The organism is Modestobacter sp. VKM Ac-2985 (genome assembly GCF_026967925.1).
GTDB lineage: Bacteria > Actinomycetota > Actinomycetes > Mycobacteriales > Geodermatophilaceae > Modestobacter.
Window position 1 is genome coordinate 910,392 of sequence record NZ_JAPVBI010000002.1, and the last position, 23,224, is coordinate 933,615.

The window sequence follows — 23,224 nt, forward strand, 5'->3', positions numbered from 1 at the left end:
AGTGGGTCACCGCTATATGGTGATCGCACTCGACCAACTGGAGAGATGCTGAGCATGTGCGATCTGGGTCTTTCGGCGGGCGATCTAACAGCGTTGCGACGCGCTGCTGCGAACAGTAGCTATCACCTGCTGTTGGGGGCGGGTGCCAGCCTTGACTCGCAGTCCGCAGACGGGCGACTCCTTCCTGGCGCAAAGAGGCTCGCCGAGGAGTTGAGTACGCAATTCGATGTGCCAGTAGAAGACGGTGACCTGCTTTGGCGCATCTACTCCCGTGCAGTAGATAAGCAGGGTGGCGCTGCGGTCTACGCATGGTTGCGCAGGCGGTTCGCGATGGTGGACCCTCCTGCTTGGATGGACCAGTATGCCCGCTTCCCCTGGGAGTTCGTATGGACACTTAACCTGGACGACTCATTCGAGCGTTCCTACTCGCGGGTCGCTAACGATGAGTCCCGCGCTTTGCGTACGGTTTCCTGGGATGACGAGTTTCGGCTTAGTCGCGAATTGGCGGTAGTGCACCTGCATGGGCATGTGCTCGATAGTGCGCCTCGCTCATTGGTCTTTTCGCTCAGTGAGTACGCGGACGCCGCAGTAGCCAGGTCGGCTTGGCCGCTCGCCTTCCGCGATACGTACGGGGTGAGTCCAATGGTGATCATCGGCGCACGGCTTCGCGATGAGCCTGATATTGAAGCCATCGTAGGAAGACGGCTTCCCGAACACGATGCGCCAAGCTTCTACGTAAGTCCGGACATATCGCCGGCCGTGGAAGCGGATCTGCGCGCGTGGCGCCTAGTGCCTGTCAGAATGACTGCCGAAGAGTTTGCTGACGTATGGGGGGAACTGGCGGGTGTGGATCTTAATGTCGCGCCGACTCGTTTGGAAGAACTGGCCTTTAGGGTAGGTCGACAATTTCGAGAGCTGACTACGAACAAGACGGTCAAGATCCCCAGGAATCACGACCTCCTGGGTGGCGACGAACCGATCTGGGATGACGTCCGGTCGTCTATCCACGCCGAGTTGGACTGGATTAGGTCAGGCGCTGCTCTTGTGCGCCGCTTCGGGCAGTCTATTCCTGCTTCGAGCGCTCTCATCTACACCGGTAAAAGACTGTCAGGTAGGAGCACTGGACTCTATGCCATAGCGCTCGCATTTAGGCGACAGTCATGGCGCGTACTTCTTTACACTAAAGATGAACGACCAGATGTGGACGCCATCGTTCAGTATGCTGCGGACGGTAGAGCTCTACTGCTGATCTTCGACGGCATCGCGGATATCGCAGAGGATGTTGCAACCCTGCTGCGCAGAGCCCGCAATGCCGGTTTACAAATATCGGTGCTCGCGGTCGACCAGTTCGAGCGTAGCGCTGGAATCATTGGTCGAATCCCGCCTAACCTTCTCGTGGATGGCAAGACGCGTTCGATCAACTCGCGACTAACGAGTACGGACGCCGGGCGACTGGTCGACAGGCTGCAGGCCGCCGGTCGTCTGGGGCGGCTCGAAGCGGTGCGCACCGACCGCGAACGAATCGCGCACTTCCGCCGCCATGAGCTCTTTGCCGCCATGGCGGAATTGGCGGATGCACCCGGCTTTGGCCGTCGGGTGGGTGTCGAGGTTGGCGCGGTGGAGTCGGAAGAAGACTTGGTGCTTCTACTGTTCGCCTCAGTGGCGGCTCGCGTCGATCGGCGACTTCCCGTCATTGATGCCGCCCAAATGATGCAGATGCCGAGTGAGCAAATCGTCCGCATGATCAGGGGTGAACAGCTATCCTCGGTGCTGTCAACCGACGGCCGTCTGGTCGGCACTCGTCAACGTTGGTTGGCGTTGCAGCCAGTCATTGACCGTTTAGGCGAACAGTCAGCGCTCTCACTTCTGAGTGCAGCAATCGGTCGCCTGTCGAGTCGGCTCAGTCGGTCCAGTCAACGAGAAAGGAATGCTACATCCCTGCTCGTTGGGTCACTTATGGCTTACAGGAATGTAGCTGCAATATTCCCGCACGGTAATCACGAAGCCTGGTACGAAAGTCTGTTTAACAGCTTTGGTAGTTGGAGTGGGCGCTACTGGGAGCAGCGCGCGATCATGAGTAGACACTTGGGTGAAACGAGTGATGACGCATTAGCGCGGGCGGAGTCCTATGCGCAGCGTGCGATCTCGCTCCGGGAAGACGCCTACTCTTACACGACCCTTGGCACTGTGCTTGCAGCCCGTGGCGCGAAGGCCGATCGGACCCAGTTGGGCGACTACTACGATCGCACTTATGATGCCTTCGAAAAAGCCAGCGATCTGGACCCCGAAAATCTGGTCACATGGCTGGCGTTCCTGTCGCACACGCTTCGACTACTTGAGCGACTCGCTATCGACGGAGAAGTGGATGAGTTGTGGGGTCGTCTTACGGAAGACTGGCTGAGAATTCATGACAACGTCTCTTCCGTATTCGCGGCTACAGAAGACACTCGTCTGGAACTGGCGCGACTGCTCAGTCGGTATCAAACCATTATCAGTGCGTAGTCTTTTCCTTGGCTTGTCATCGATAATTCAAACAAGGGGCCCGCCTCCTTGTGTAGACAGTGGTCTCGGCGTCGTCTCGGGCCGCGGTGGTCGACGTGCTGACCGCCAACGGTGCGGGTCTTTCGCGGCCAGAGAGTCGACCACCTGGTGCTCGGTGGGGCCAACTCGCGGCTGCTTGCATGGCCCAGGGGGCCGCTGCACTGCCGCGATATGTCACGAGGGGTCGCAGACCAGCACGGTGGGGGCGCCGGCGACGCGGGTGACGACGACGACCGCGCTGCCCTCGCCGGGGCCGCGCAGCTGGCGGGCCAGCGCCTCGGGCTCGATCGGCGAGCCCCGCTTCTTCACTACCACCCGGCCGATCCCGCGTGCCCGCAGCAGCGCCTTCAGCTTCTTCAGGTTGAACGGCAGCACCTCGCTCACCCGGTAGGAGCTGACCCACGGGGAGTCCGCTGCCGCGTCGGAGGTCAGGTAGGCGATCGTCGGGTCGACCAGGGTCGCGTCCAGCTCGGCGGCGGCGAGGGAGACCAGGCCGGAGCGGATGACCGCCGGGTCGGGCTCGTGCAGCCAGCCGCGCACCGGGCCCGGCTCGGCATCACCGGGGTCGGCGTCCGCGGTCAGCTCGTGCACTCCGCCGTCCCGGTCGATCACGGTGGCCCGGCGCCAGGTGCGCGAGGGCGCCCGTCCCCACAGCAGCGCCTCGACGATCGACCCGCCCATCGACACCCACTCCGCCTCGACCCCGGCCGGCACCCGGTCGTGGTCCAGCCCCGGAGCCACCTTCACCAGGCAGGTGGGCACGGCGTCCAGCAGCGCCTGCACCGTCGACCACTTTGGGGACCAGCGGTCGGGGTCGAGCTGGCGACGCCCGCCGGCCCGCCGGGCGGGATCGAGGACGGCGGCGTCGCAGCCGGCCACCCGGCCCTCGCTCGCGGCGGCCACCAGCTGGACGGCGTCGGCGTCGCGGACCTCGACACCGGGGAGCCCGGACGCCGCGGTGTTGAGCCGGGTGAGCTCGCGGGCGACCGGGTCCAGGTCGACGGCGACCACGGTGGCGCCGGCCCGGGCCAGCGCGATGGTGTCGGTGCCGGCGGCGCAGCCGAGGTCGACCACCGACCGGACGCCGCCGGCCAGCAACCGGGCGGCCCGCCGGTCGGCGAGCACCGGCCGGCCGGCCTGCTCCAGTGCGTCGGCGGTGAAGAAGAGCCGGTCGGCGTCGGCGCCGAACACCGGCCGGGCCCGCTCCCGCTGCCGGGCGATGCCCCAGGCCGGGCCGGCCAGCTCCACGCCCACCTCGGCCCGCAGCCGGGTCAGCGCGGTGACCGCGTCGGCGCGTCCGGCCAGGAGCTCCCGGGCGCGGGTCAGCGCCGCCCCACCGGCCGGGGTCGCGAGGGCCTGCAGCTGGCGCACCGTCTCCGCGGCCTGCCCGCCGGGCTCGTCGTCGTGGGGGTCGCCGGGCACCGGCACAGCCTGGCGCATCGCCGTCCCCACCTGGGCAGGACCCCGGTTGAGCGGCTGGCACTCACATGGGTAGAGTGCCAATCGACACGGGCCGGGCCCCGACCCCCGCGACGGCGAGGCCCAGCCCCCGTGCCACAGCATCAGCACCATCCATCGAGAGCCCGTCCGACACCGAAGGGGGCGTCACGACGTGACGACCGCTACCAAGGTCAACATCAAGCCGCTCGAGGACCGCGTGGTGGTCCAGGCCAATGAGGCCGAGACCACCACCGCCTCCGGTCTGGTCATCCCGGACACCGCCAAGGAGAAGCCCCAGGAGGGCACCGTCATCGCTGTCGGCCCCGGCCGCGTCGACGACAACGGCAACCGGGTCCCGCTCGACGTGAACGTCGGCGACGTGGTCATCTACTCGAAGTACGGCGGCACCGAGGTGCGCTACGGCGGCGAGGACTACCTCGTCCTCTCCGCGCGCGACCTGCTCGCCGTCGTCTCCAAGTAGGACCCCGGCCCCGACAGGGGCCGCGCACGACACAGCACGACACCGCCCCGGCGACCCGAACCACCGGGTCCCGGGGCGGTCGTCGTCTGCCTCCGTTCTCCTCCGCACCACCTGAGAGAGGTCTGGCATGGCCAAGATCATCCTGTTCGACGAGGACGCCCGTCGCGCCCTCGAGCGTGGCGTCGACAAGCTCGCCGACGCCGTCAAGGTCACCCTCGGCCCCCGCGGCCGGAACGTGGTCATCAACAAGAACTTCGGCGCCCCGACGATCACCAACGACGGCGTGACCATCGCCCGGGAGATCGATCTCGAGGACCCGTACGAGAACCTCGGCGCCCAGCTCGCCAAGAACGTCGCCACCAAGACCAACGACGTCGCCGGCGACGGCACCACCACCGCCACCGTGCTGGCCCAGGCCCTCGTGCACGAGGGGCTGCGCAACGTCGCCGCCGGGGCGAACCCGATGAGCCTGGGCCGCGGCATGCGCGCCGCCGTCGACGCGGTCTCCGCCGCCCTGGACGCCGTCGCCATCCCCGTCGACGACCGGAAGGCCATCGCCGGGGTCGCCACCGTCTCCGCCCAGGACGCCGAGGTCGGCGAGCTGATCGGCGAGGCGATGGAGCGGGTGGGCAAGGACGGTGTCATCACCGTCGAAGAGGCCAACGGGATGACCACCGACCTGGACGTCACCGAGGGCGTGCAGTTCGACAAGGGCTACCTCTCCCCGTACTTCGTCACCGACAACGAGGCGATGGAGGCCGTCCTCGAGGACGCCCTCGTCCTCATGGTCAGCGGCAAGGTCAGCGCCCTGGCCGACCTGCTGCCGCTGCTGGAGAAGGTCCTGGCGACCGGCAGCCGCCCGCTGCTGATCGTGGCCGAGGACGTCGAGGGTGAGGCGCTGTCCACCCTGGTCGTCAACTCGATCCGCAAGACCGTCAAGGTCGTCGCGGTGAAGTCGCCCTACTTCGGCGACCGGCGCAAGGCGTTCATGACCGACCTCGCCATCGTCACCGGCGGCCAGGTCGTCAGCGAGGACGTCGGCCTGTCCCTGGACGGCGTCGGCCTCGAGGTGCTGGGCACCGCGCGCCGGGTGACCGTCACCAAGGACGACACGACGATCGTCGACGGCGGTGGCACCTCCGGCGCCGTGGCCGACCGCGTCGCCCAGATCCGCAAGGAGATCGAGGCGACCGACTCCGACTGGGACCGCGAGAAGCTGCAGGAGCGGCTGGCCAAGCTGGCCGGCGGCATCGCGGTCATCCGCGTCGGTGCCGCGACCGAGGTCGAGATGAAGGAGCGCAAGCACCGCATCGAGGACGCCATCGCCGCCACCCGCGCCGCGGTGGAGGAGGGCGTCGTCCCCGGCGGTGGGTCTGCGCTGGTGCACGCCGCCACGGCGATCGACGACCTGGAGCTGACCGGCGACGAGCTGATCGGTGCCCGGTCGGTGCGCAAGGCGATCGACTCGCCGCTGGCGCTGATCGCCTCCAACGCCGGGTTCGAGGGGCCGGTCGTCGTCGGCCGGGTCCGTGAGCTGGGCATCGGCCAGGGCTTCAACGCCGCCACCGGCGAGTACGGCGACCTGGCCGCCCAGGGCGTCATCGACCCGGTCAAGGTCACCAAGGCGGCGCTCTCGCACGCCGCCTCGATCGCGGCGATGGTGCTCACCACCGACTCCGCGATCGTGGAGAAGCCCGCCGAGCAGGAGTCCGACGGTGCCGGGCACCACACCCACGGGCACTCGCACGGCCACGGGCACAGCCACTGAGCTGAGCGCGACCGGTTGACCTCCGCCCCCGTTCCCGTCTGGGAGCGGGGGCGGAGGCGCTCCTGGCCGCCGGGTGGGCACACCCCGTGCGGGTCAGCCCGCCGAGGCCGGGCTCAAGCTGTCCGTCGGGCGGTCGATGGGGTGGTGTGCACGACACGGAGGCCGGTGAGAGGGCAGCGTCCCTCTCCTCTCCGGCGACCGCTGCGGACGCCGTCGAGCTGGCGGCCGCCCTCAGCGAACTGGAGGCGCTGTCGCGATTCGACCGCGACGGCATCGGCGACCGAGCGCAGGCGGCGCAGGACGCCGCCCGCGCACTGGACGTACCGGAGCTGGAGCTGCGGGCGCGACTGGTGGCGGCCGACCTGGCCCGACGACGCGGGGACGTGGCCGAGGCCGGCCGGGTCGCCCGCGAGGTGCAGCGCTGGGCCACCGACGCGGGTTCCCGGCACCTGCTGTCCCGCAGCCACTTCCTGCTGGCGGCCGTCTTCCAGGAGCTGGGCGACCTCTCGCTGGCCCTGGAGCACGCCGTCCAGTCGGTGGACCTGCTCGGGGACGAGGACCCGCCGGTGCTGAGGATCGACCACCTCGCCCGGCTGGCCGACTGCCAGGGCCTGCAGGGTGACCAGGGAGCGCGGGAGCGGTACGCGGAGGTGTTCGGTCTCGCCGCGCAGCTCGGTGACGTGGACCGGCAGCTGCTGATCCTGAACAACTGGGCCTACGTGGAGACGATCGCCGGCCGGTACGAGGGTGCCCTGACCCTGAGCACGCAGCTGCAGGCCCTCTCCGACGAACACGGGGTGGTGTTGCACGTCGGGCGGCTGGACACCATCGCCCGAGCCCTCCTCGGACTGGGCCGGCTGGAGGAGGCGGAGAACGCCCTCGCGCCGGGGACGCGGTCCGGAGCGCTGGACGCCTCGTCGGACGGGGACGCCGGCGCCGACTTCCTGCTCACCCTGGCCGAGGTCCGTCGTCGGCGGGGGCGCGTGGCGGGTGCGCAGCAGGCGCTCGACGAGTGCGTGCGCCGGTGCGAGCAGCACGGGCTGACCGCCATCCGGGTGCGTGCCCGGCGGGAGCAGGCCGAGCTGCACGCGGCAGGTGCTGACTTCCGGGCGGCGTTCGAGGAACACCAGCTGTACTGCCAGGCGGCGCTGGACCTGCAGTCCGTGCAACGGGATGCCCGTGCCCGGGCGCTGCAGGCGATGTACGAGACCACCGAGGCGCGGCGGCAGAGCCGGCGTTACCGCGAGCTCTCGCTGCGTGATCCGCTGACGGGCCTGTACAACCGGCGCTTCGTCGACGACCAGCTCCCGCAGGTGCTGGCCCGGGCGACCGCGGCCGATGAGGTCGTCTCCGTGGCGCTGATCGACCTGGACCACTTCAAGCGCGTCAACGACACGTGGTCCCACGACGTCGGGGACCAGGTGCTCCGCGCAGTGGCGGCGAGGCTGGAGGCCGCGGCGTCGGGCTCCGTCGTCCCGGGTGGCTTCGCCGCCCGGATGGGGGGCGAGGAGTTCCTGCTGGTGCTCCTGGGCGGGGACCTGCGGCGCGCCGTCCGGCAGCTGGACGAGCTGCGCCGGGAGGTCGCCGCCCACCCGTGGGGCGATCTGGCCGACGACCTGGCGGTGACGCTGAGCGCCGGGGTGTCCACCACGGCCGGGGACGCGGGCGCGACGATCGCCGGTCTGCTCAGCCGCGCGGACGAGCACCTCTACGGAGCGAAGACCCGAGGGCGGGACCTGGTCGTCAGCGACCTGGGCTGAGCGGTGCCGGACAGCCGAGAGGGCCGGTCCGACACGTTCGTCGGACCGGCCCTCTCGGCATCTCGTCAGCGGGGGAGGCCTCCCGCCGGCGGGATCAGACCGCGGCGGCGATGGCGGCGGGCTCGGCGGCGATCAGCCGCGCGCGCTCCTCCTCGCTCATGCCGCCCCAGACCCCGTAGGGCTCGCGGACCGACAGGGCGTGCTGGAGGCAGGACTCGATCACCGGACAACGTCCGCAGACGGCTTTGGCAGCGGCCTGACGGCGCGCGCGGGCCGGCCCGCGCTCACCGTCGGGGTGGAAGAAGAGCGAAGTGCTCTCGCCCCGGCAGGAACCGTGCAGCTGCCAGTCCCAGACCTCGGCCACGGGGTTGGGCAGTCGGCGGATGTCAGCCATTGGACCTCCTCGGCTCGGTGCACCGGGGGGTCTGCCCGGTCGCTTCCGGGCCGATGCCCGCTGCCGACCAGCCGCAAACACGACCGATCGTGCTCGTCCTGCGAGATCGGCCGAGTTGTGCTTCAGCCGTCGCGCGCTCACGGGTCGTCACCCGCGGGGGTGACGGCCACTGTTGCTGCACTACTCAGCGGATCAAGGTGGTCACAGTGAGTGCCGACCACCAGGGTGGGGGACACCCCGACACCCGTCCGGGAGACCGGCGGTGCCGGCGCTCCCGGGAGCGGGGGGACCACCCCGCTCCGGCCACCCGCCCGGGCGACGCCCGGTCGGTACGCCGCCGGCTCCGACCGGCGCAGACGGGAGCAGTCGTGATCGAGGACAGGACGCGGGGCAACGGCAGCGGTGGATCCGTCGTCTGGGTGTTCGACGAGCGCCGCCGGGTCCGGGACGACGTCGCCGGCCGGCTGCTGGCCCTGCCGTTCGTCAGCCGCGTCGAGGCCGTCGCCGACCCCGCGTCGCTGATGGCCCGGCTGGACAACCGGGTGCCCGACGTTCTCCTCGTCGGCACCCAGCGGGCGACCGACAGCGGGCTGTCGGTGGCCACCCAGGTCCTGCGCGCCCACCCCGCGCTGCCGGTGCTGATGCTCGGCGCACCGGACGACGCCGAGACCGTGCGCGCCGCGGTCTCCCTCGGCGCGCGGGGCTACCTCCGCTGGGACGCCAGCCCGGTGGAGCTCGGGCTGGGCCTGTCCCGCACCGGCATGCGTCCCGAGGGTGGGCGCCTGCCCCACCAGCTGGCCCCTGCGCCCCGCAACCCGCAGCACGCGGGCATGCTCGCCGGCGCCCCTGCCGGCTCCGGCTGGAGCGGCGCCAGCCCGCTGGCCGGGCTGGCCCCGACCACCGTGCGGTCCACGGTGCCCGAGACGCCGCAGGCCGCCCTGTCGGGGCGGGAGATGCAGGTGCTCACCGGGATGAGCCAGGGCAAGAGCAACGCCCAGATCGGTCGGGAGCTCTACCTGTCCGAGGACACGATCAAGACCCACGCGCGGCGGCTGTTCCGCAAGCTGGGCGCCAAGGACCGCGCCGAGGCCGTCGCCACCGGCTTCCGCCGCGGCATCATGACCTGACCTCGCGTTCCTCCCTCAGTCGTCGCGGGCGTGCCGGCCGCCGGTGCCGTGCCGGCCGGTGGGCTCCTCGCGCTCGGCGAGCGCAGCCACCCCGTCGGCGTAGCCGCTGGCGTAGTCCCAGCTGACGTAGTCGTCGGGGTCGGGGTCGAACGGCGGTTCGTGCCGGCCGGTCTGGCCCTCGTCGAGCAGCTGGCGCAGGTTCGCCTGCATCAGCGCCCAGTCGACGTGGTGCTCCTCGTCGCAGTCGGGGCAGTCCACGACGATGCCCTTGACCCCGGTCGGCTCCAGCAGGGTGCGGAAGACCTCGAGCTCGGCCAGGTCGTCGAGCACCCCGGCCCGTTCCTCCATGGTGAGCGGTGGCTGCACCGAGTGGTCACCGGAACCGAGACCGTCCCCGAAGTCCGGGTCGCGATCCGGGGTCGCGCCGAATGCGTCGTCCCACGCGTCCACGTGTCCTCCTCGCCGGACAGGCCGGCCTTCTCGGTCACTGCTGGTCAGCCAGCAGCCGGGCCGGGCGCACCCGACCACCGGACCACGGTAGCGGGGGGCGGGGGCCCTCCGGTGCTCCGCCTAACATGAAGCGGGAACCCGTGCGCCACGCAAGGCGCTCCCACCGAGGAAGTCGAGAGGGTGGCGGCACATGCAGCCCGACGAGCGCACACCTGAACTGCCGGCCAAGTTCGCCCCGCTGGGGCTGACCTACGACGACGTCCTGCTGGTCCCCGGGGCCTCGGACATCGTGCCCACCGACGTGGACACCAGCAGCCGGCTGACCCGCGGCATCCGGATCGCCATCCCGCTGGTCTCCTCCGCGATGGACACCGTCACCGAGTCGCGGATGGCGATCGCCATGGCCCGCGCGGGTGGCATCGGGATCCTGCACCGCAACCTCGCCGCCGAGGACCAGGCCGGCCAGGTCGACCTGGTCAAGCGCTCCGAGGCCGGCATGGTCACCAACCCGGTCACCTGCTCCCCGGAGAACACCCTCGCCGAGGTCGACGCGCTGTCGGCGCGCTACCGGATATCCGGCGCCCCGGTCGTCGACGCCGACGGCGTGCTGGTCGGCATGGTCACCAACCGGGACATGCGCTTCGAGACCGACCAGCACCGGCTGGTGCGCGACGTGATGACGCCGCTGCCGCTGGTCACCGCGCCGGTCGGCGTGGAGCCGGAGCGTGCGCTGGCGCTGCTCAAGCAGCACAAGATCGAGAAGCTGCCGCTGGTGGACGACGCCGGCCGGCTGCGCGGGCTGATCACCGTCAAGGACTTCGTCAAGCGCGACCAGTACCCCAACGCCACCAAGGACGTCGGCGGCCGGCTGACCGTCGGTGCCGCCCTCGGCGTGGGCGAGGACGCCTACAAGCGGGCCGGGCTGCTCGTGGACGCCGGGGTCGACGTGCTCGTCGTCGACACCGCCCACGGTCACCAGCGGGCCGTGCTGGACATGGTCGCCCGGGTGAAGAAGGAGTTCGCGAACGTCGGCCACGGCGTGCAGGTCGTCGGCGGCAACGTCGCCACCCGGGCCGGTGCGCAGGCGCTGATCGACGCCGGGGTCGACGCGGTCAAGGTCGGCGTCGGGCCGGGCTCGATCTGCACCACCCGCGTGGTGGCCGGGGTCGGCGTCCCGCAGGTCACCGCCATCTACGAGGCCGCGCTCGCCGCCCGCCCGGCCGGGGTGCCGGTGATCGCCGACGGCGGGCTGCAGTACTCCGGTGACATCGTCAAGGCGCTCGTCGCCGGCGCGGACACCGTGATGATCGGCGGCCTGTTCGCCGGGGTCGAGGAGGCCCCGGGCGAGCTGGTCTTCATGAACGGCAAGCAGTACAAGACCTATCGCGGCATGGGCTCCCTCGGCGCGATGCAGAAGCGCGGCAACCAGTCCTTCAGCCGCGACCGGTACTTCGCCGACGACGTCCTCTCCGACGACAAGCTCGTGCCGGAGGGCATCGAGGGGCAGGTGCCCTACCGGGGCCCGCTGTCCGGGGTCGCCCACCAGCTGGTCGGCGGGCTCCGCGCGGGCATGGGCTACGCGGGTGCGGCCACCGTCGCCGACCTGCAGGACCGTGGCCAGCTCACCCGGATCACCTCCGCCGGCCTGACCGAGAGCCACCCGCACGACATCCAGATGACCGTCGAAGCCCCCAACTACCGAGGCCGCTGACCCATGCCAGTACGTGACAACGTCGAGATCGGCCTGAACCGCTTCGCCCGCCGGGGGTACGACCTCGACGAGGTGTCGATCGTCCCCTCGCGCCGCACCCGGGACCACGACGACGTCTCCACCGCCTGGCAGATCGACGCCTTCCGGTTCGAGATCCCGCTCGTCACCAGCCCCAGTGACGCGGTGGTCAGCCCGGCGACCGCGGTCGCCGTCGGGCAGGCCGGTGGCCTGGGTGTGCTCAACGCCGAGGGCCTGTGGGCCCGGTACGACGACCCGACCGACGTCTACCGGCAGCTGCGCGACGCCGCCGGGCCGGACAGCGGGCCGCCGACCGCGCTGCTGCAGCAGGTCTACGCCGAGCCGGTGAAGCCGGACCTGATCGCCGCCCGGATCAAGGAGATGCGGGACGCCGGCGTGACGACGGCGGTGCGCGTCTCCCCGCAGCACACGGCGTGGCTGGCGCCGACGATCCTGGCCGCCGGCGTCGACCTGCTGGTCATCCAGGGCACGATCGTCTCCGCCGAGCACGTGACGACGTCGGGGGAGGCCCTGAACCTCAAGGAGTTCATCGCCGACCTCGACGTCCCGGTGATCGTGGGCGGCGCGGCGGACTACCAGACCGCGCTGCACCTGATGCGCACCGGCGCCGCCGGCGTGATCGTCGGCGTGGGCGCCGACAGCTGGTCGACCGCGGACGCCGTGATGGGCGTCCGGGTCCCGCTGGCCAGCGCGATCGCCGACGCCGCCGCGGCCCGGCGCGACTACCTCGACGAGACCGGTGGCCGGTACGTGCACGTCATCGCCAACGGCCGGATCGAGACCAGCGGCGCGATCGCCCGAGCCCTGGCCTGCGGCGCCGACGCCGTCCAGCTGGGCGAGCCGCTGCGCGCGGCGAGCGAGGCCCCGGCCGGTGGCGTGTGGTGGGACTCCGTCGCCGCGCACCCGCGGCTGCCGCGCGGTGGCACCTCCGGCGCCGCGGAGCCGCGCGGCACGCTGGAGCAGCTGCTGCTCGGGCCGGCCGACACCGCCGACGGGCGTACCAACCTCTTCGGTGCCCTGCGCCGCACCATGGCCAAGACCGGCTACCGGGACCTCAAGGAGTTCCAGCGGGTCGACCTGGTGCTCGGTGGCGGCAGCGACGACGCACCCGGCCACCTGGCCGGCTGAGCGCGGCGATGAGCAACGGTCTGTCGAACATGGACTTCCCGACCGTCCTGGTCGTCGACTTCGGCGCCCAGTACGCGCAGCTGATCGCCCGGCGCATCCGCGAGGCCGGTGTGTACTCCGAGCTCGTGGGGTCCGACGTGCCGGTGGCCGACCTGCTGGCCCGCAAGCCGGCGGCGATCGTCCTGTCCGGCGGGCCCTCCAGCGTCTACGCCGAGGGTGCGCCGCAGCTCGACCCGGCCGTCTTCGAGGCGGGCGTGCCGGCCTTCGGCATCTGTTACGGGTTCCAGGCGATGGCCGCCAGTCTCGGCGGCACGGTGGCCCGCACCGGCGACCGGGAGTACGGCGGCACCCCGCTGACGGTGACCACGCCGGGGCAGCTGTTCGGTGAGCTGCCCACCGAGCAGTCGGTGTGGATGAGCCACGGCGACGCGGTCTCCGCCGCCCCGCCCGGGTTCACCGTCACCGCCACCAGCACCGGCGCGCCGGTCGCGGCGTTCGAGGACGTCGACCGGCGGCTGGCCGGTGTGCAGTTCCACCCCGAGGTGAAGAACACCCCGCACGGGCAGACGGTGCTCGAGCACTTCCTGTTCGACATCGCCGGCCTGGAGCCGAGCTGGACGATGGCCAACGTCGTCGACGAGCAGGTCGCGTCGATCCGGGCGCAGATCGGCGACCGGCGGGCCATCTGCGGGCTGTCCGGCGGGGTCGACTCCGCGGTGGCCGCCGCGCTGGTCCAGCGGGCCATCGGTGACCGGCTCACCTGCGTCTACGTCGACCACGGGCTGATGCGCGAGGGCGAGACCGAGCAGATCGAGCGCGACTTCGTCGCCGTCACCGGCGCCGACCTGCGGGTCGTCGACGCCAGCGACCAGTTCCTGGCCGCGCTGGCCGGGGTGAGCGACCCGGAGACGAAGCGGAAGATCATCGGCCGGGAGTTCATCCGGGTCTTCGAGCAGGCTGCCCTCGACGTGATCGCCGACGCCAAGGAGCACGGCGAGACCGTCGACTTCCTGGTGCAGGGCACCCTCTACCCCGACGTGGTGGAGTCCGGTGGCGGCACCGGGACGGCGAACATCAAGAGCCACCACAACGTCGGTGGGCTCCCCGAGGACCTGACGTTCACCCTGGTCGAGCCGCTGCGCACGCTGTTCAAGGACGAGGTGCGTGAGGTCGGCCGGCAGCTCGGGCTGCCCGACACCCTGGTGCAGCGCCAGCCGTTCCCCGGCCCGGGCCTGGGCATCCGGATCATCGGCGAGGTCACGCGCGAGCGGTTGGACGTGCTGCGCCAGGCCGACGCGATCGCCCGCGAGGAGCTGACCGCGGCGAAGCTGGACACGGAGATCTGGCAGTGCCCGGTGGTGCTGCTGGCCGACGTCCGTTCGGTCGGGGTGCAGGGCGACGGGCGCACCTACGGCCACCCGGTGGTGCTGCGCCCGGTGTCCAGCGAGGACGCGATGACCGCCGACTGGACCAGGCTGCCCTACGACGTGCTGGCGAGGATCTCCACCCGGATCACCAACGAGGTGGCCGAGGTGAACCGGGTCGTGCTCGACGTGACGAGCAAGCCGCCGGGCACCATCGAGTGGGAGTAGGAGCACCTCACCCGACCTGCGGGTGATCGTCAGCCGTGGTGGGGTGGGCGACGGTCCTGATCATCGTCGTCCCCAGGAGGTCACCGCGTGCTCCCCGGAACGTGGCCGCTGCTGCCCAGCGCTCTTGCACTCGCCGCCATGGCCGTGGTGATCATCTTCGCCGGCGTCCGGCTGACCCGCGTCGCCGACGAGCTCGCCGACCGGACCGGCCTCGGCGACGCGCTCGGCGGGGCGCTCCTGCTCGGGGCGGTCACCTCGCTGCCGGGGATCGTCGCCACCGCCACTGGCGCCCTGGAGGGCGACCCCGGTTTCGGCCTCTCCAACCCGATCGGTGGCGTCGCCATCCAGACCGTGTGGCTGGCGATCGCCGACCTGGTCTACCGCCGGGCCAACCTGGAGCACTCCGCGGCGTCGCTGCAGAACGTGATGCAGTCGCTGATCCTGGTGGCGCTGCTTTCGGTGCCGGTGATGGCCTACGCGACCCCCGACCTGCGCCTGGGCTGGATCCACCCGCTCACCCTGCTCATCCCCGTGCTGTACGGCTACGGGCTGGTGCTGCTGCGGCGGATGGACCGACACCCGATGTGGATCCCCACGCACACCTCGGCCACCGTGGAGCAGGACCCGGAGGAGGAGGGCTCCGACCGGAGCACCCGCCGGCTGTGGTCCCTGCTGGTGTCGCTCGGTCTGGTGGTCGGGGTCGCCGGCTGGGTGATCGGCCAGGCCGGCCTCGGCGTGGTCGAGGGCACCGGGCTGCCCAGCGGGGTCGTGGGCTTCACCCTCACCACTGGGGTCACGTCCCTGCCCGAGCTGGTGGTGCTCCTGACCGCGGTCCGGATGGGGGCGCTGAGCCTCGGCGTCGGCAACATCATCGGCGGCAACACCTTCGACACGCTGATGATCGCCGTGGCCGACGCCTTCTACCTGGACGGGCCGATCTACCGGGACGCCGGGCCCGTCAGCCTGGTGCTGCTGGGTGGAACGGTCCTGCTCACCACCGTCCTCACCGCCGGCCTGGTGATGCGCGACCGGAAGGGCATCGGGTTCGAGGGGATCCTGCTGCCGCTGATCTACGCGGGGACGATCGCGCTCGCGGTGATCAGCCGATGACGAGGGCCCGGGGAGCGGTCGCTCCCCGGGCCCTCGTGGTCGGTCTCGCGGTGCCTCGGGTCGGTGCCGGGTGACCCCGCCCGTCACCGGCCCTGCGGCGGGTGCCGTCAGCTCCGGCGGCGGGCCTTGCGCCACTCGTTGACCAGCAGCGCGATCCCGGCGCCGATCAGGATGACCCAGGCGATCCCGTTGCCGAACCAGTCGAAGGACAGGTCCACCCCGGCCATCAGCAGGATCGCCACCAGGATGAACAGCACCCCGGCGACCAGTGCCCCGTTGTCGACGTCGCGCCGGCGGCCGGACTCGTCGACGGTGGACGCCGTGGAGCTGCTGGTGGCGCCCTGCGGGAACACCTCGGTGTCCCGCCGTCCGTAGGGGTCGTGCTCAGCCACGGGACACCTCCACGTCACCCAGACCTGCGTTGATGATGATCTCGAACTCCGGCTCGGAGTCCCCGGACCAGTCGGCCGTGCCCCGGCCGGGGAAGAAGCCGGTCTCCACGCTGTCGCCGAACAGGTCGGTCTCGCCGAGCCCCTGCACGACCTCCAGCCGCACGTCGGCGGAGAAGGGCACGATCACCTCGATGTCGCCGAGCCCGGAGTCGATCCGGGTGGTGATCGGTGAGTCCAGGTCGGCCAGCTCGTCGGAGTCGACGCCGCGCAGGTCCAGCAGCAGGTCACCGACCCCGTTCCCGTAGTCCGACTGCACCGCGGCCGCCGACGCCGGGCGCCAGGTGCGGTCGCCCATCTCGCCGCTGGGGACCTCGACCGTCGAGGCGATCGCGAGCGCCACGGAGAGCACCAGGCCCAGCCCGATCAGCCCGCCCTTGGCCCCCCGGCCGATCCCGGTCAGCGCACCGAACACCAGGCCGACGCCGACGATCAGCAGCGCGCTGCCCAGGACGCCGCTGGCGCCCAGGTCCACGTCGGTGAACTGGTCGAGCATCACCGCGACGCCGGCGATGATCAGCAGCGCCGCGATCGTCACCCCGGGCACCGGGGAACGCGGACCGGTCCGGGCCTGCTCCGGAGCGCCGGGCTGGCCGGGCGGTGCTGCGGGCGCGGCCGGCATGAGCAGCCACAGCAGCACGTAGATGATCAGGCCGCTGCCGCCGGCGAGGGTGAGCGCGATGGCGCCCACCCGCCACAGCAGGGCATCGACGCCGGTGTACTCAGCCAGGCCGCCGGCGACGCCGCCGATCACCTTGTCGGTGCGGCTGCGGCGCAGCGGCGGGCGGGCGACCGCACCCGGTGGAGGAGGAGGCGGCCAGGAGCCCTGCGGTGGAGGAGGCGGCCAGGAACCCGGCGGGGGAGGCGGCGGCCAGGGGCCCGGCGGCTGCTCGGCCGCCGGGGGCGGGGTGGAGGGAGGGACTGCTGAGGTCATGCCACGAGCCTGCCCACTCCGGGCGCCCGGCGGTATCAGGGAACCCCCTGGGCCGACCCTGATCCGCACCGGCCGCCCTGCCTCCGGGTGATCACCGGTGTGCGTGGTGCAGCGGCGGTGACACCATCGGGACCGTGACCACCAGCACCGAGCCGACGGCCGGGCATCCCGCCCCGTCCACGGCCCGGCTCCCCGACGGCCGCCCGGCCCGGCCCCCGCTCGTGCGGCCGGCCACGGGGCGGCTGCTGGCCGGGGTGGTCGCCGGGACGGCGGCGCACCTGCGTCTGGACCCGCTGGTGGTCCGGTTCGTCGTGATCGGGCTGGCGTTCACCGGGGTCGGCGTCGTCGCCTACGCGTTGCTCTGGCTGACCATGCCGGTCGCCGACCCCTCCGGCGACGGTGCTCCCACGGCCGTGATCGGGGAGCGCCCCAGCCGCCGCCAGCTGATCCTGCTGGCCCTGCTGTCCTTCGTCGTCTTCGGGCTGGTCTCCCAGCTGCTCACCTTCGGCGGCTACGACGTCGTCCTGCCGCTGGCCCTCGCCGGGATCGGGCTGGCCGTGATCTGGCGGCAGACCGACAGCGACGCCTCGCTCTCCCGCCGCACCAGCCGCTGGGGGCTGGCTGCCGGGGTCCTCGTCGGCGTGATCGGCGTGGTGCTGCTGCTGGTCACCACCGGGCAGCTGGCCAACGCCCGCAACGGCTTCACCGCCACCGTGGTGATCCTGGTCGGCCTGGCGCTGGCGACCGCCCCGCTGTGGCGCCGGCTGCTGGACCAGCGCGCGACCGAGCGGGCCGCCCGGATCCGGTCGGAGGAGCGCGCCGCGGTCGCGGCCCACCTGCACGACTCGGTGCTGCAGACCCTCGCCCTGATCCAGCGGCACGCGGCCGACCCCACGGTGGTGGGCCGGCTGGCCCGCAGCCAGGAGCGGGAGCTGCGGGCGTGGCTGTACGAACCGACCGTCGCCACCGGCGGCACCTGGGCCGGGCTGGTCGCCCGGCTGGTGGCCGAGGTGGAGGCCGACCACGCCGTCACCGTCGACCCGGTCGTCGTCGGGGACCTGCCCGTCGACGACGCGGTGGCCACCCTGGGCCAGGCTGCCCGGGAGGCGGTGGTCAACGCCGCGAAGCACTCCGGTGCGCCGTCGGTCTCGCTGTACAGCGAGGTGACGCCGGGCGCGGTGACGGTGTTCGTCCGGGACCGCGGCACCGGGTTCGACCCGGCCGCCGTGCCGGGTGACCGACGCGGACTGCGCGACTCGGTGGTGGGACGGCTGACCCGACTGGGCGGCACGGCGACGGTGCGATCCGCACCGGGAGAGGGGACCGAGGTGGAGCTCTGCCTGCCGCGCGAGCGGACGGAGGCGCCGGCATGACGGCCGCGACGGGGCGCACCCGGGTCTTCCTGGTCGACGACCACGCGATGGTCCGCGCCGGGGTGCGGGCCGAGCTGGGCGAGGAGGTCGAGGTGGTCGGCGAGGCAGCCGACGTCCCCACCGCGGTGGCCGGCATCCGGGCCAGCACGCCGGACGTCGTCCTGCTCGACGTGCACCTGCCCGGCGGCGGCGGCCACGCCGTCCTGGAGTCGCTGCGCACCGAGCTGCCCGCGACCCGCTGGCTGGCGCTGTCGGTCTCCGACGCGGCCGAGGACGTCATCGCCGTCATCCGGGCCGGGGCCCGGGGGTACGTGACCAAGACGATCTCCGGGGCCGACCTGCGGGACGCCGTCCGCCGGGTCGCCGAGGACGACGTCGTGTTCAGCCCCCGGCTGGCCGGGTTCGTGCTCGACGCCTTCTCCGCCGGCCCCGCCGCAGCCGCGCCCGCCGACGACCCGGCCACCGACCCGGGCCTGGACCTGCTGTCCGCCCGCGAGCGGGAGGTGATGCAGCTGCTGGCCCGCGGCTACACCTACCGGGAGATCGGCGGCCGGCTGTTCATCTCGGTGAAGACGGTGGAGTCCCACGCCTCCAACGTGCTGCGCAAGCTGCAGCTGTCCAACCGCAACGAGCTCACCCGCTGGGCGGCCACCAACCGGCTGCTCTGAGGGAGGACCACCTCCTCCCACCCCTCGCGGGCACAGAGGAGGAGGTGGTCCTCCGTCAGCAGAAGTGGCTCTTCGGGATCAGGCCGTGCACGCCGACGGTGCGGTCCACCACCTGGGACACCTCGAAGTCCGCGGCCGCGGACAGGTAGGCGTAGGCGACCGCCCGGTCCATCCCCCGGTCGTCCACCAGGAAGTCCAGCGCGTTGACCACGGCCCGCCGGCTGGCGACGTCCAGGTCACTGCCCTGCCCGTTGCGGGAGCCGTCCGGGTCGGACAACCCGATCGGCACCCAGGCGTCCGGCGTCTCCCCGAAGGGGTACCGGAAGGCCACCGACGGTGCGTCGCCCGCGCCCGGGCGGCAGACGGTGAGCCGGTAGGTGATCCGGAGCGACCCCTCCATCGCGGTGAGGGCCACCTCGCCGTTGCCCATCGACATGTGCGGGTCGCCGGTGGAGAACAGCGCCCCCTCGGCGACCACCGGCACGTAGAAGGCGGAGCCGACGTTGAGGTGCTTGACGTCGATGTTGCCGCCGCCGAGGGTCGGCGGGATCGAGTTCACCAGCGGGTCGTTCAGCTGCGGGGCGTCACCGACCGTGGCGACCGCCATCAGCCCCGCGAACGGGTCCAGCGGCCAGCTGACCTCACCCCTGGTGCCCACCGGGAGATGGGCGGTGGGCACCCCGCGACGCCCCCGCCGGACCGGGGTGAAGACCGAGACGTTGCCGTACTGCAGCGGGTCCCCCGTGGCCCGGCCGTCCGGCGTCTGCGGCATCGCCTCGGCGGGGCTGATCCCGTCGTCGGGGGAGAACTGGACGGCGAGCGCCCCCTTGCCGTGCCGGCTGGAGATGACGCCGTAGGGGACCCGGGGCAGGGCCGAGAGGGGCTCGATCTTGAGCACGTCCCCCGGACGGGCGCCCTCGACGTACACCGGGCCGGTGACGACGTGCGGCCCGTCGGCGTCGAAGTCGCGCGGGTGCCGGCTGTAGCCGGCGGCGATGGCGACGGCGTCGTCCAGCACCTGCTCGCGGGGCACGCCCTGACCGGCGAACCACCCCACCGGGTCGCGGCCCTGGTCCTCGAGGATCCCCTCGTGGCTCACCGTGTCGATGGTGATCGTCTGCCCGGAGCGCATCCGGACGACCGGCGCGTCGGTGGTGCGGGGCAGGTAGCCCCACAGCACCTCGTCGGGCCGCGAGGAGAGGTACACGTCCCCGTCGATGGGGCCGGTGCCGGGCTGCAGGACCTGCCCGGGCAGCCGGGTCCGGCGTCCACCGGTGGCCGCCGCAGGCGAGGCGGTGGCGACACCGGCCGCCATGACGGCGCCGGTGGCCAGGGCGGCCTGGACGAAGGCGCGGCGGCCGAGCCCGCGCTCCAGCAGGGCAGCGGCAGTCGCCGGTTCCGGGCCCTCGTGCGGTGCGTCGGTCATCGTGTTCTCCCGGTGCTGGTGAGCGGACCGGGAGAGGTCTACGTGAGCTGTGTTACAGCTGTGCGGCGAGAGTGCCGGGGCATTCCGGCCCGATGTCGGGACGAATGTCAATCACGCTGTGTGCACGACCTGGAACGCTTCGGCCAGGTGCCCGTCGGGCAGGCCGTGGGTGCGCGCGTTCTGTCGCATCCAGCCGGTCAGGAACTCCTCCATCTGGCCCTCCGGCCAGTGCGAGACCTGGCTGACGTGCGCGCGGAGCGCGGCGAGCTTGCGGTCCAGCACGTCGGTCACGTCCACGGCGTGGTCCGAGCGGGGCCCGCCGCCCAGCCACACCTCCGACACCGTCCAGGCCTCCAGGCCCTCGTCGGCCAGCAGCTCGGGGAAGGCGAAGGGGTTGCGGGCGTCGGGGTAGACGGCGCGCAGCGTGGACTCGCCGACGGTCAGGTGGTCGGGGTGACTGGCCCCGATCCGCTCCCAGAACCGCTCCGGTGAACTGGTCAGGACCCGCTGCGGGCGCACCTGCCGGATCACCCGGCTGATGTCCCGGCGCAGCTCCAGGGTCGGCTCCAGCCGCCCGTCGGGGTACCCGAGGAACCGCACGTCGCTGACCCCGACCGCGGCCGCGGCGACGGTCTGCTCCGCCCGCCGCAGCGGCCCCATCTCCTCGCGCGGGGTGTCGTCGAACCCGCCGGCGTCGCCGTCGGTGACCATGCAGTACGTGACCTCGGTGCCGGCCGCGGTCCAGGTGGCGACGGTCCCGGCGCTGCCGAAGTCGACGTCGTCGGGGTGGGCGAGCACGCACAGGGCGCGCTCGACGAACGGGGCAGGGGCCTCGGGCAGCGGCATCACGCGGGCGAGCCTAGGTCGCGGCGCCCGGGCGTCCGGCCAGGCCCTGCAGCTTGTCGGGGTTGCGGACGACCAGCACCTGCTCGATGAGCCCGTCGGCGACGACGAGCGACATGGTCAGGAACGGCTCGGCGCCGCTCCAGCCCACGATCGCCGGGGTGCCGTTGACCTCCACGACCTCGATCCGCAGGTCCGGCACGTCCGTGGCCTGCGCGGCGATCCCGACCAGGAACCGGCTGACCTTCTCCGCGCCGGTGATCGGTCGCAGCGCCGCCTTGGCCTTGCCGCCGCCGTCGCTGACCAGGACGACGTCGGGGGCCAGCGCCGCCAGCAGCGCCGCGACGTCACCGCCCGCGCAGGCCGCCAGGAAGCGGTCGGTCACCTCCCGCTGGGCACGGCGGTCGGTGTCGAACCGGGGACGACGGGCCTGTACGTGCTCCCGTGCCCGGTGGGCCATCTGCCGGACGGCGGACTCGCTGCGGCCCAGCGCGGCCGCGACCTCGGCGACCGGGAGGGCGAAGACCTCGCGGAGCACGAAGACCGCACGCTCGGCGGGGGAGAGGGTCTCCAGCACGACCAGCAGCGCCAGGGACACCTGCTCCCCGGTCTCGGCGACCTCGCTCGGGTCGGCCGGGCCGGGTGCCGCGGCGACCCGGTCTCCCCCGGTGAGCAGCGGCTCGGGCAGCCACGGCCCGACGTAGCTCTCCCGCCGGGTGCGGGCGGAGCGGAGCCGGTCGAGCGCCAGCCGGGTGGTGACCTGCACCAGGTAGGCCCGGGGGTCGGTGACGTCGGCCCGGTCGGCTGCCGACCAGCGCAGCCATGCGTCCTGCACGGCGTCCTCGGCGTCGGCCACGCTGCCCAGCAGCTGGTAGGCGACGGAGAACAGCAGTCGGCGGTGGTCGGCGAACGGGTCGGCGGCGGCGCTCACCGGCCCGGCACCCCGCACCGGTCCCGGAAGCCCTGGCTGGTCAGCCCGAGGGCGGCGTTGGTCCGCGAGCGGGAGTTCTCCACGGAGATCATCATCGTGAGCTCCACCAGCTGGGCGTCGTCCAGGTCACGCCGCAGGTCCGCGACCATCTCGTCGGTCACCTGCGGTGGGGTCGCCGTCATGGCCTCCGCGTAGGCCATCACCCGTCGTTCCAGGTCGCTGTACACCGGGCTGTCCCGCCACCGCGGGACGTCGCGCAGCTTGGCCGGGTCCACCCCGCGCTGACTGCTCTCCCAGAAGCCGAAGTCCAGGCACCAGGAACAGCCGATGGTGGTCGCCGCGGACATCACCGCCAGCGCCTTGAGCGTCGGGTCCAGCCGGCGCCACCGGTCCACGCTCTTCTCGTAGCGGACCTGGCTGAGCAGCACGCGCGGGTGGTGCGCCATCGCCGCGCCCGGGTCGAGCACCGCTCCGAACGTTCGGCGGGACCACCAACCCGCGGCTCGGGTCAGCGGGGTGCGGGGCGGGTCGAGCGGGATGCGGGCGGTGTCGGTGGTCATGTCCGTCGTCCTCTCCATCGGTCGGTGCCCATGGAGACGGGACGGCGCCCGCCGACGTGACATCCGCCCTCGACCGCACGGGGGCTGGGCGAGGAGGACGGCGTCAGAGCCGGCCGCGGCCCTGGCGCAGCAGCATCATCCCGAGGGTCGAGCCGTCGGGGCCGAGGGCGTCGCGGAACCGGGCGAGCACCCGCTGCTCGCGGGAGAGCGACAGCCGCATGCCACCGCTCGCGGTGCGCAGCGAGCCGATCTCCTGGGAGATGGACAGCCGGCGCCGCACGAGCGCGATGATCTCGGCGTCGCAGGCGTCGATCTCACCGCGCAGCGCGTCGATCCGCGCCCCGGGGTCCGCCGCCGTGTCCGCGGCCGAGCCGTCGGTGCTGGGGGAGAGGGCGGTGCTGGGGGAGAGGGTGGTGCTCATCGGTTCCTCCGGGGTGCAGGAGGCCGTCGGGACCCCGGAGACGGAAAACGCCCCGGGGCCGTGGGCCCGGGGCGTCGT

21 protein-coding genes are annotated in these 23,224 nt (G+C 72.2%); 11 read left to right on the plus strand and 10 right to left on the minus strand.

The features are described 5' to 3' along the window. Positions 1 to 54: 54 nt before the first annotated feature. Positions 55 to 2,502 (plus strand): P-loop NTPase, encoded by a 2,448-nt coding sequence (locus O2V61_RS13720; RefSeq protein WP_269183832.1) that lies wholly within the window; start codon positions 55 to 57, stop codon positions 2,500 to 2,502. A 213-nt stretch (positions 2,503 to 2,715) separates the two neighbouring features. On the opposite strand, the gene O2V61_RS13725 is transcribed toward O2V61_RS13720, so the two are convergent. After that, complete coding sequence (locus tag O2V61_RS13725; RefSeq protein WP_269183833.1) at positions 2,716 to 3,981, minus strand: THUMP-like domain-containing protein; 1,266 nt, start codon at positions 3,979 to 3,981, stop codon at positions 2,716 to 2,718. Positions 3,982 to 4,153: 172 nt separating this feature from the next. On the opposite strand from O2V61_RS13725, the gene groES reads away from it, so the two are divergent. The 3 genes from groES to O2V61_RS13740 all read left to right on the plus strand — a co-directional run bounded on the left by groES (position 4,154) and on the right by O2V61_RS13740 (position 7,990). Further along, a complete protein-coding gene (groES, locus tag O2V61_RS13730; RefSeq protein ID WP_269159193.1) occupies positions 4,154 to 4,462 on the plus strand; it encodes a co-chaperone GroES in 309 nt (102 codons plus the stop codon). A 127-nt stretch (positions 4,463 to 4,589) separates the two neighbouring features. Next, the gene (groL, locus tag O2V61_RS13735) at positions 4,590 to 6,230 is read left to right on the plus strand and encodes a chaperonin GroEL (RefSeq protein ID WP_269183834.1); all 1,641 of its coding nucleotides are present in this window, start codon (positions 4,590 to 4,592) and stop codon (positions 6,228 to 6,230) included. 146 nt (positions 6,231 to 6,376) lie between these two features. Continuing rightward, the gene (locus O2V61_RS13740) at positions 6,377 to 7,990 is read left to right on the plus strand and encodes a tetratricopeptide repeat-containing diguanylate cyclase (RefSeq protein ID WP_269183835.1); all 1,614 of its coding nucleotides are present in this window, start codon (positions 6,377 to 6,379) and stop codon (positions 7,988 to 7,990) included. Between the two features lie 94 nt (positions 7,991 to 8,084). On the opposite strand, the gene O2V61_RS13745 is transcribed toward O2V61_RS13740, so the two are convergent. Beyond that, a complete protein-coding gene (locus O2V61_RS13745; RefSeq protein WP_036334333.1) occupies positions 8,085 to 8,384 on the minus strand; it encodes a WhiB family transcriptional regulator in 300 nt (99 codons plus the stop codon). A 368-nt stretch (positions 8,385 to 8,752) separates the two neighbouring features. Here O2V61_RS13745 and O2V61_RS13750 point away from each other — a divergent pair, with 368 nt between their 5' ends. After that, positions 8,753 to 9,511: a response regulator transcription factor gene (locus O2V61_RS13750; protein WP_269183836.1), complete on the plus strand. Its 759-nt coding sequence runs from the start codon at positions 8,753 to 8,755 to the stop codon at positions 9,509 to 9,511. A gap of 15 nt (positions 9,512 to 9,526) precedes the next feature. Here the strand turns inward: O2V61_RS13750 and O2V61_RS13755 are convergent, their stop codons facing one another. Beyond that, positions 9,527 to 9,961 (minus strand): DUF5319 family protein, encoded by a 435-nt coding sequence (locus tag O2V61_RS13755; RefSeq protein WP_269159197.1) that lies wholly within the window; start codon positions 9,959 to 9,961, stop codon positions 9,527 to 9,529. A 190-nt stretch (positions 9,962 to 10,151) separates the two neighbouring features. On the opposite strand from O2V61_RS13755, the gene guaB reads away from it, so the two are divergent. From guaB to O2V61_RS13775, 4 genes are all read left to right on the plus strand, one after another. Continuing rightward, positions 10,152 to 11,672 carry an IMP dehydrogenase gene (gene guaB / locus O2V61_RS13760; protein ID WP_269183837.1) on the plus strand — a complete coding sequence of 507 codons (1,521 nt, stop codon included), beginning with the start codon at positions 10,152 to 10,154 and terminating at the stop codon, positions 11,670 to 11,672. Between the two features lie 3 nt (positions 11,673 to 11,675). Continuing rightward, positions 11,676 to 12,839 (plus strand): GuaB3 family IMP dehydrogenase-related protein, encoded by a 1,164-nt coding sequence (locus O2V61_RS13765; RefSeq protein WP_269183838.1) that lies wholly within the window; start codon positions 11,676 to 11,678, stop codon positions 12,837 to 12,839. 8 nt (positions 12,840 to 12,847) lie between these two features. After that, on the plus strand, positions 12,848 to 14,431 hold the full coding sequence (guaA, locus tag O2V61_RS13770) for a glutamine-hydrolyzing GMP synthase (protein WP_269183839.1): 1,584 nt from the start codon (positions 12,848 to 12,850) through the stop codon (positions 14,429 to 14,431). An 87-nt stretch (positions 14,432 to 14,518) separates the two neighbouring features. Then, the gene (locus O2V61_RS13775) at positions 14,519 to 15,541 is read left to right on the plus strand and encodes a sodium:calcium antiporter (protein ID WP_269183840.1); all 1,023 of its coding nucleotides are present in this window, start codon (positions 14,519 to 14,521) and stop codon (positions 15,539 to 15,541) included. Positions 15,542 to 15,648: 107 nt separating this feature from the next. Here the strand turns inward: O2V61_RS13775 and O2V61_RS13780 are convergent, their stop codons facing one another. Together O2V61_RS13780 and O2V61_RS13785 are read right to left on the minus strand one after the other, a co-directional pair. Further along, on the minus strand, positions 15,649 to 15,933 hold the full coding sequence (locus O2V61_RS13780; RefSeq protein ID WP_269183841.1) for a hypothetical protein: 285 nt from the start codon (positions 15,931 to 15,933) through the stop codon (positions 15,649 to 15,651). Continuing rightward, positions 15,926 to 16,924, minus strand: a complete 999-nt coding sequence (locus O2V61_RS13785; protein WP_269183842.1) for a PspC domain-containing protein — start codon at positions 16,922 to 16,924, stop codon at positions 15,926 to 15,928. Before O2V61_RS13785 ends, O2V61_RS13780 begins: the two co-directional genes overlap by 8 nt. A 134-nt stretch (positions 16,925 to 17,058) precedes the next feature. Between O2V61_RS13785 and O2V61_RS13790 the strand changes: the two genes are divergently transcribed. Both O2V61_RS13790 and O2V61_RS13795 read left to right on the plus strand, forming a co-directional pair. Next, complete coding sequence (locus tag O2V61_RS13790) at positions 17,059 to 18,297, plus strand: ATP-binding protein (RefSeq protein ID WP_269183843.1); 1,239 nt, start codon at positions 17,059 to 17,061, stop codon at positions 18,295 to 18,297. Then, complete coding sequence (locus tag O2V61_RS13795; RefSeq protein WP_269183844.1) at positions 18,294 to 18,965, plus strand: response regulator; 672 nt, start codon at positions 18,294 to 18,296, stop codon at positions 18,963 to 18,965. The genes O2V61_RS13790 and O2V61_RS13795 overlap by 4 nt, the downstream gene beginning before the upstream one ends. 55 nt (positions 18,966 to 19,020) lie before the next feature. Here the strand turns inward: O2V61_RS13795 and O2V61_RS13800 are convergent, their stop codons facing one another. The 5 genes from O2V61_RS13800 to O2V61_RS13820 form a co-directional block, all read right to left on the minus strand. Further along, positions 19,021 to 20,391: an acetamidase/formamidase family protein gene (locus O2V61_RS13800; RefSeq protein WP_269183845.1), complete on the minus strand. Its 1,371-nt coding sequence runs from the start codon at positions 20,389 to 20,391 to the stop codon at positions 19,021 to 19,023. A gap of 111 nt (positions 20,392 to 20,502) precedes the next feature. After that, positions 20,503 to 21,237: a PIG-L deacetylase family protein gene (locus O2V61_RS13805; RefSeq protein WP_269184269.1), complete on the minus strand. Its 735-nt coding sequence runs from the start codon at positions 21,235 to 21,237 to the stop codon at positions 20,503 to 20,505. 13 nt (positions 21,238 to 21,250) lie between these two features. Continuing rightward, positions 21,251 to 22,165 (minus strand): RNA polymerase sigma factor SigJ, encoded by a 915-nt coding sequence (gene sigJ / locus O2V61_RS13810; RefSeq protein ID WP_269183846.1) that lies wholly within the window; start codon positions 22,163 to 22,165, stop codon positions 21,251 to 21,253. Next, positions 22,162 to 22,725 carry a carboxymuconolactone decarboxylase family protein gene (locus O2V61_RS13815; protein WP_269183847.1) on the minus strand — a complete coding sequence of 188 codons (564 nt, stop codon included), beginning with the start codon at positions 22,723 to 22,725 and terminating at the stop codon, positions 22,162 to 22,164. The genes sigJ and O2V61_RS13815 overlap by 4 nt, the downstream gene beginning before the upstream one ends. A gap of 103 nt (positions 22,726 to 22,828) precedes the next feature. Then, on the minus strand, positions 22,829 to 23,146 hold the full coding sequence (locus O2V61_RS13820; protein WP_269183848.1) for a chorismate mutase: 318 nt from the start codon (positions 23,144 to 23,146) through the stop codon (positions 22,829 to 22,831). Positions 23,147 to 23,224 lie beyond the last annotated feature (78 nt).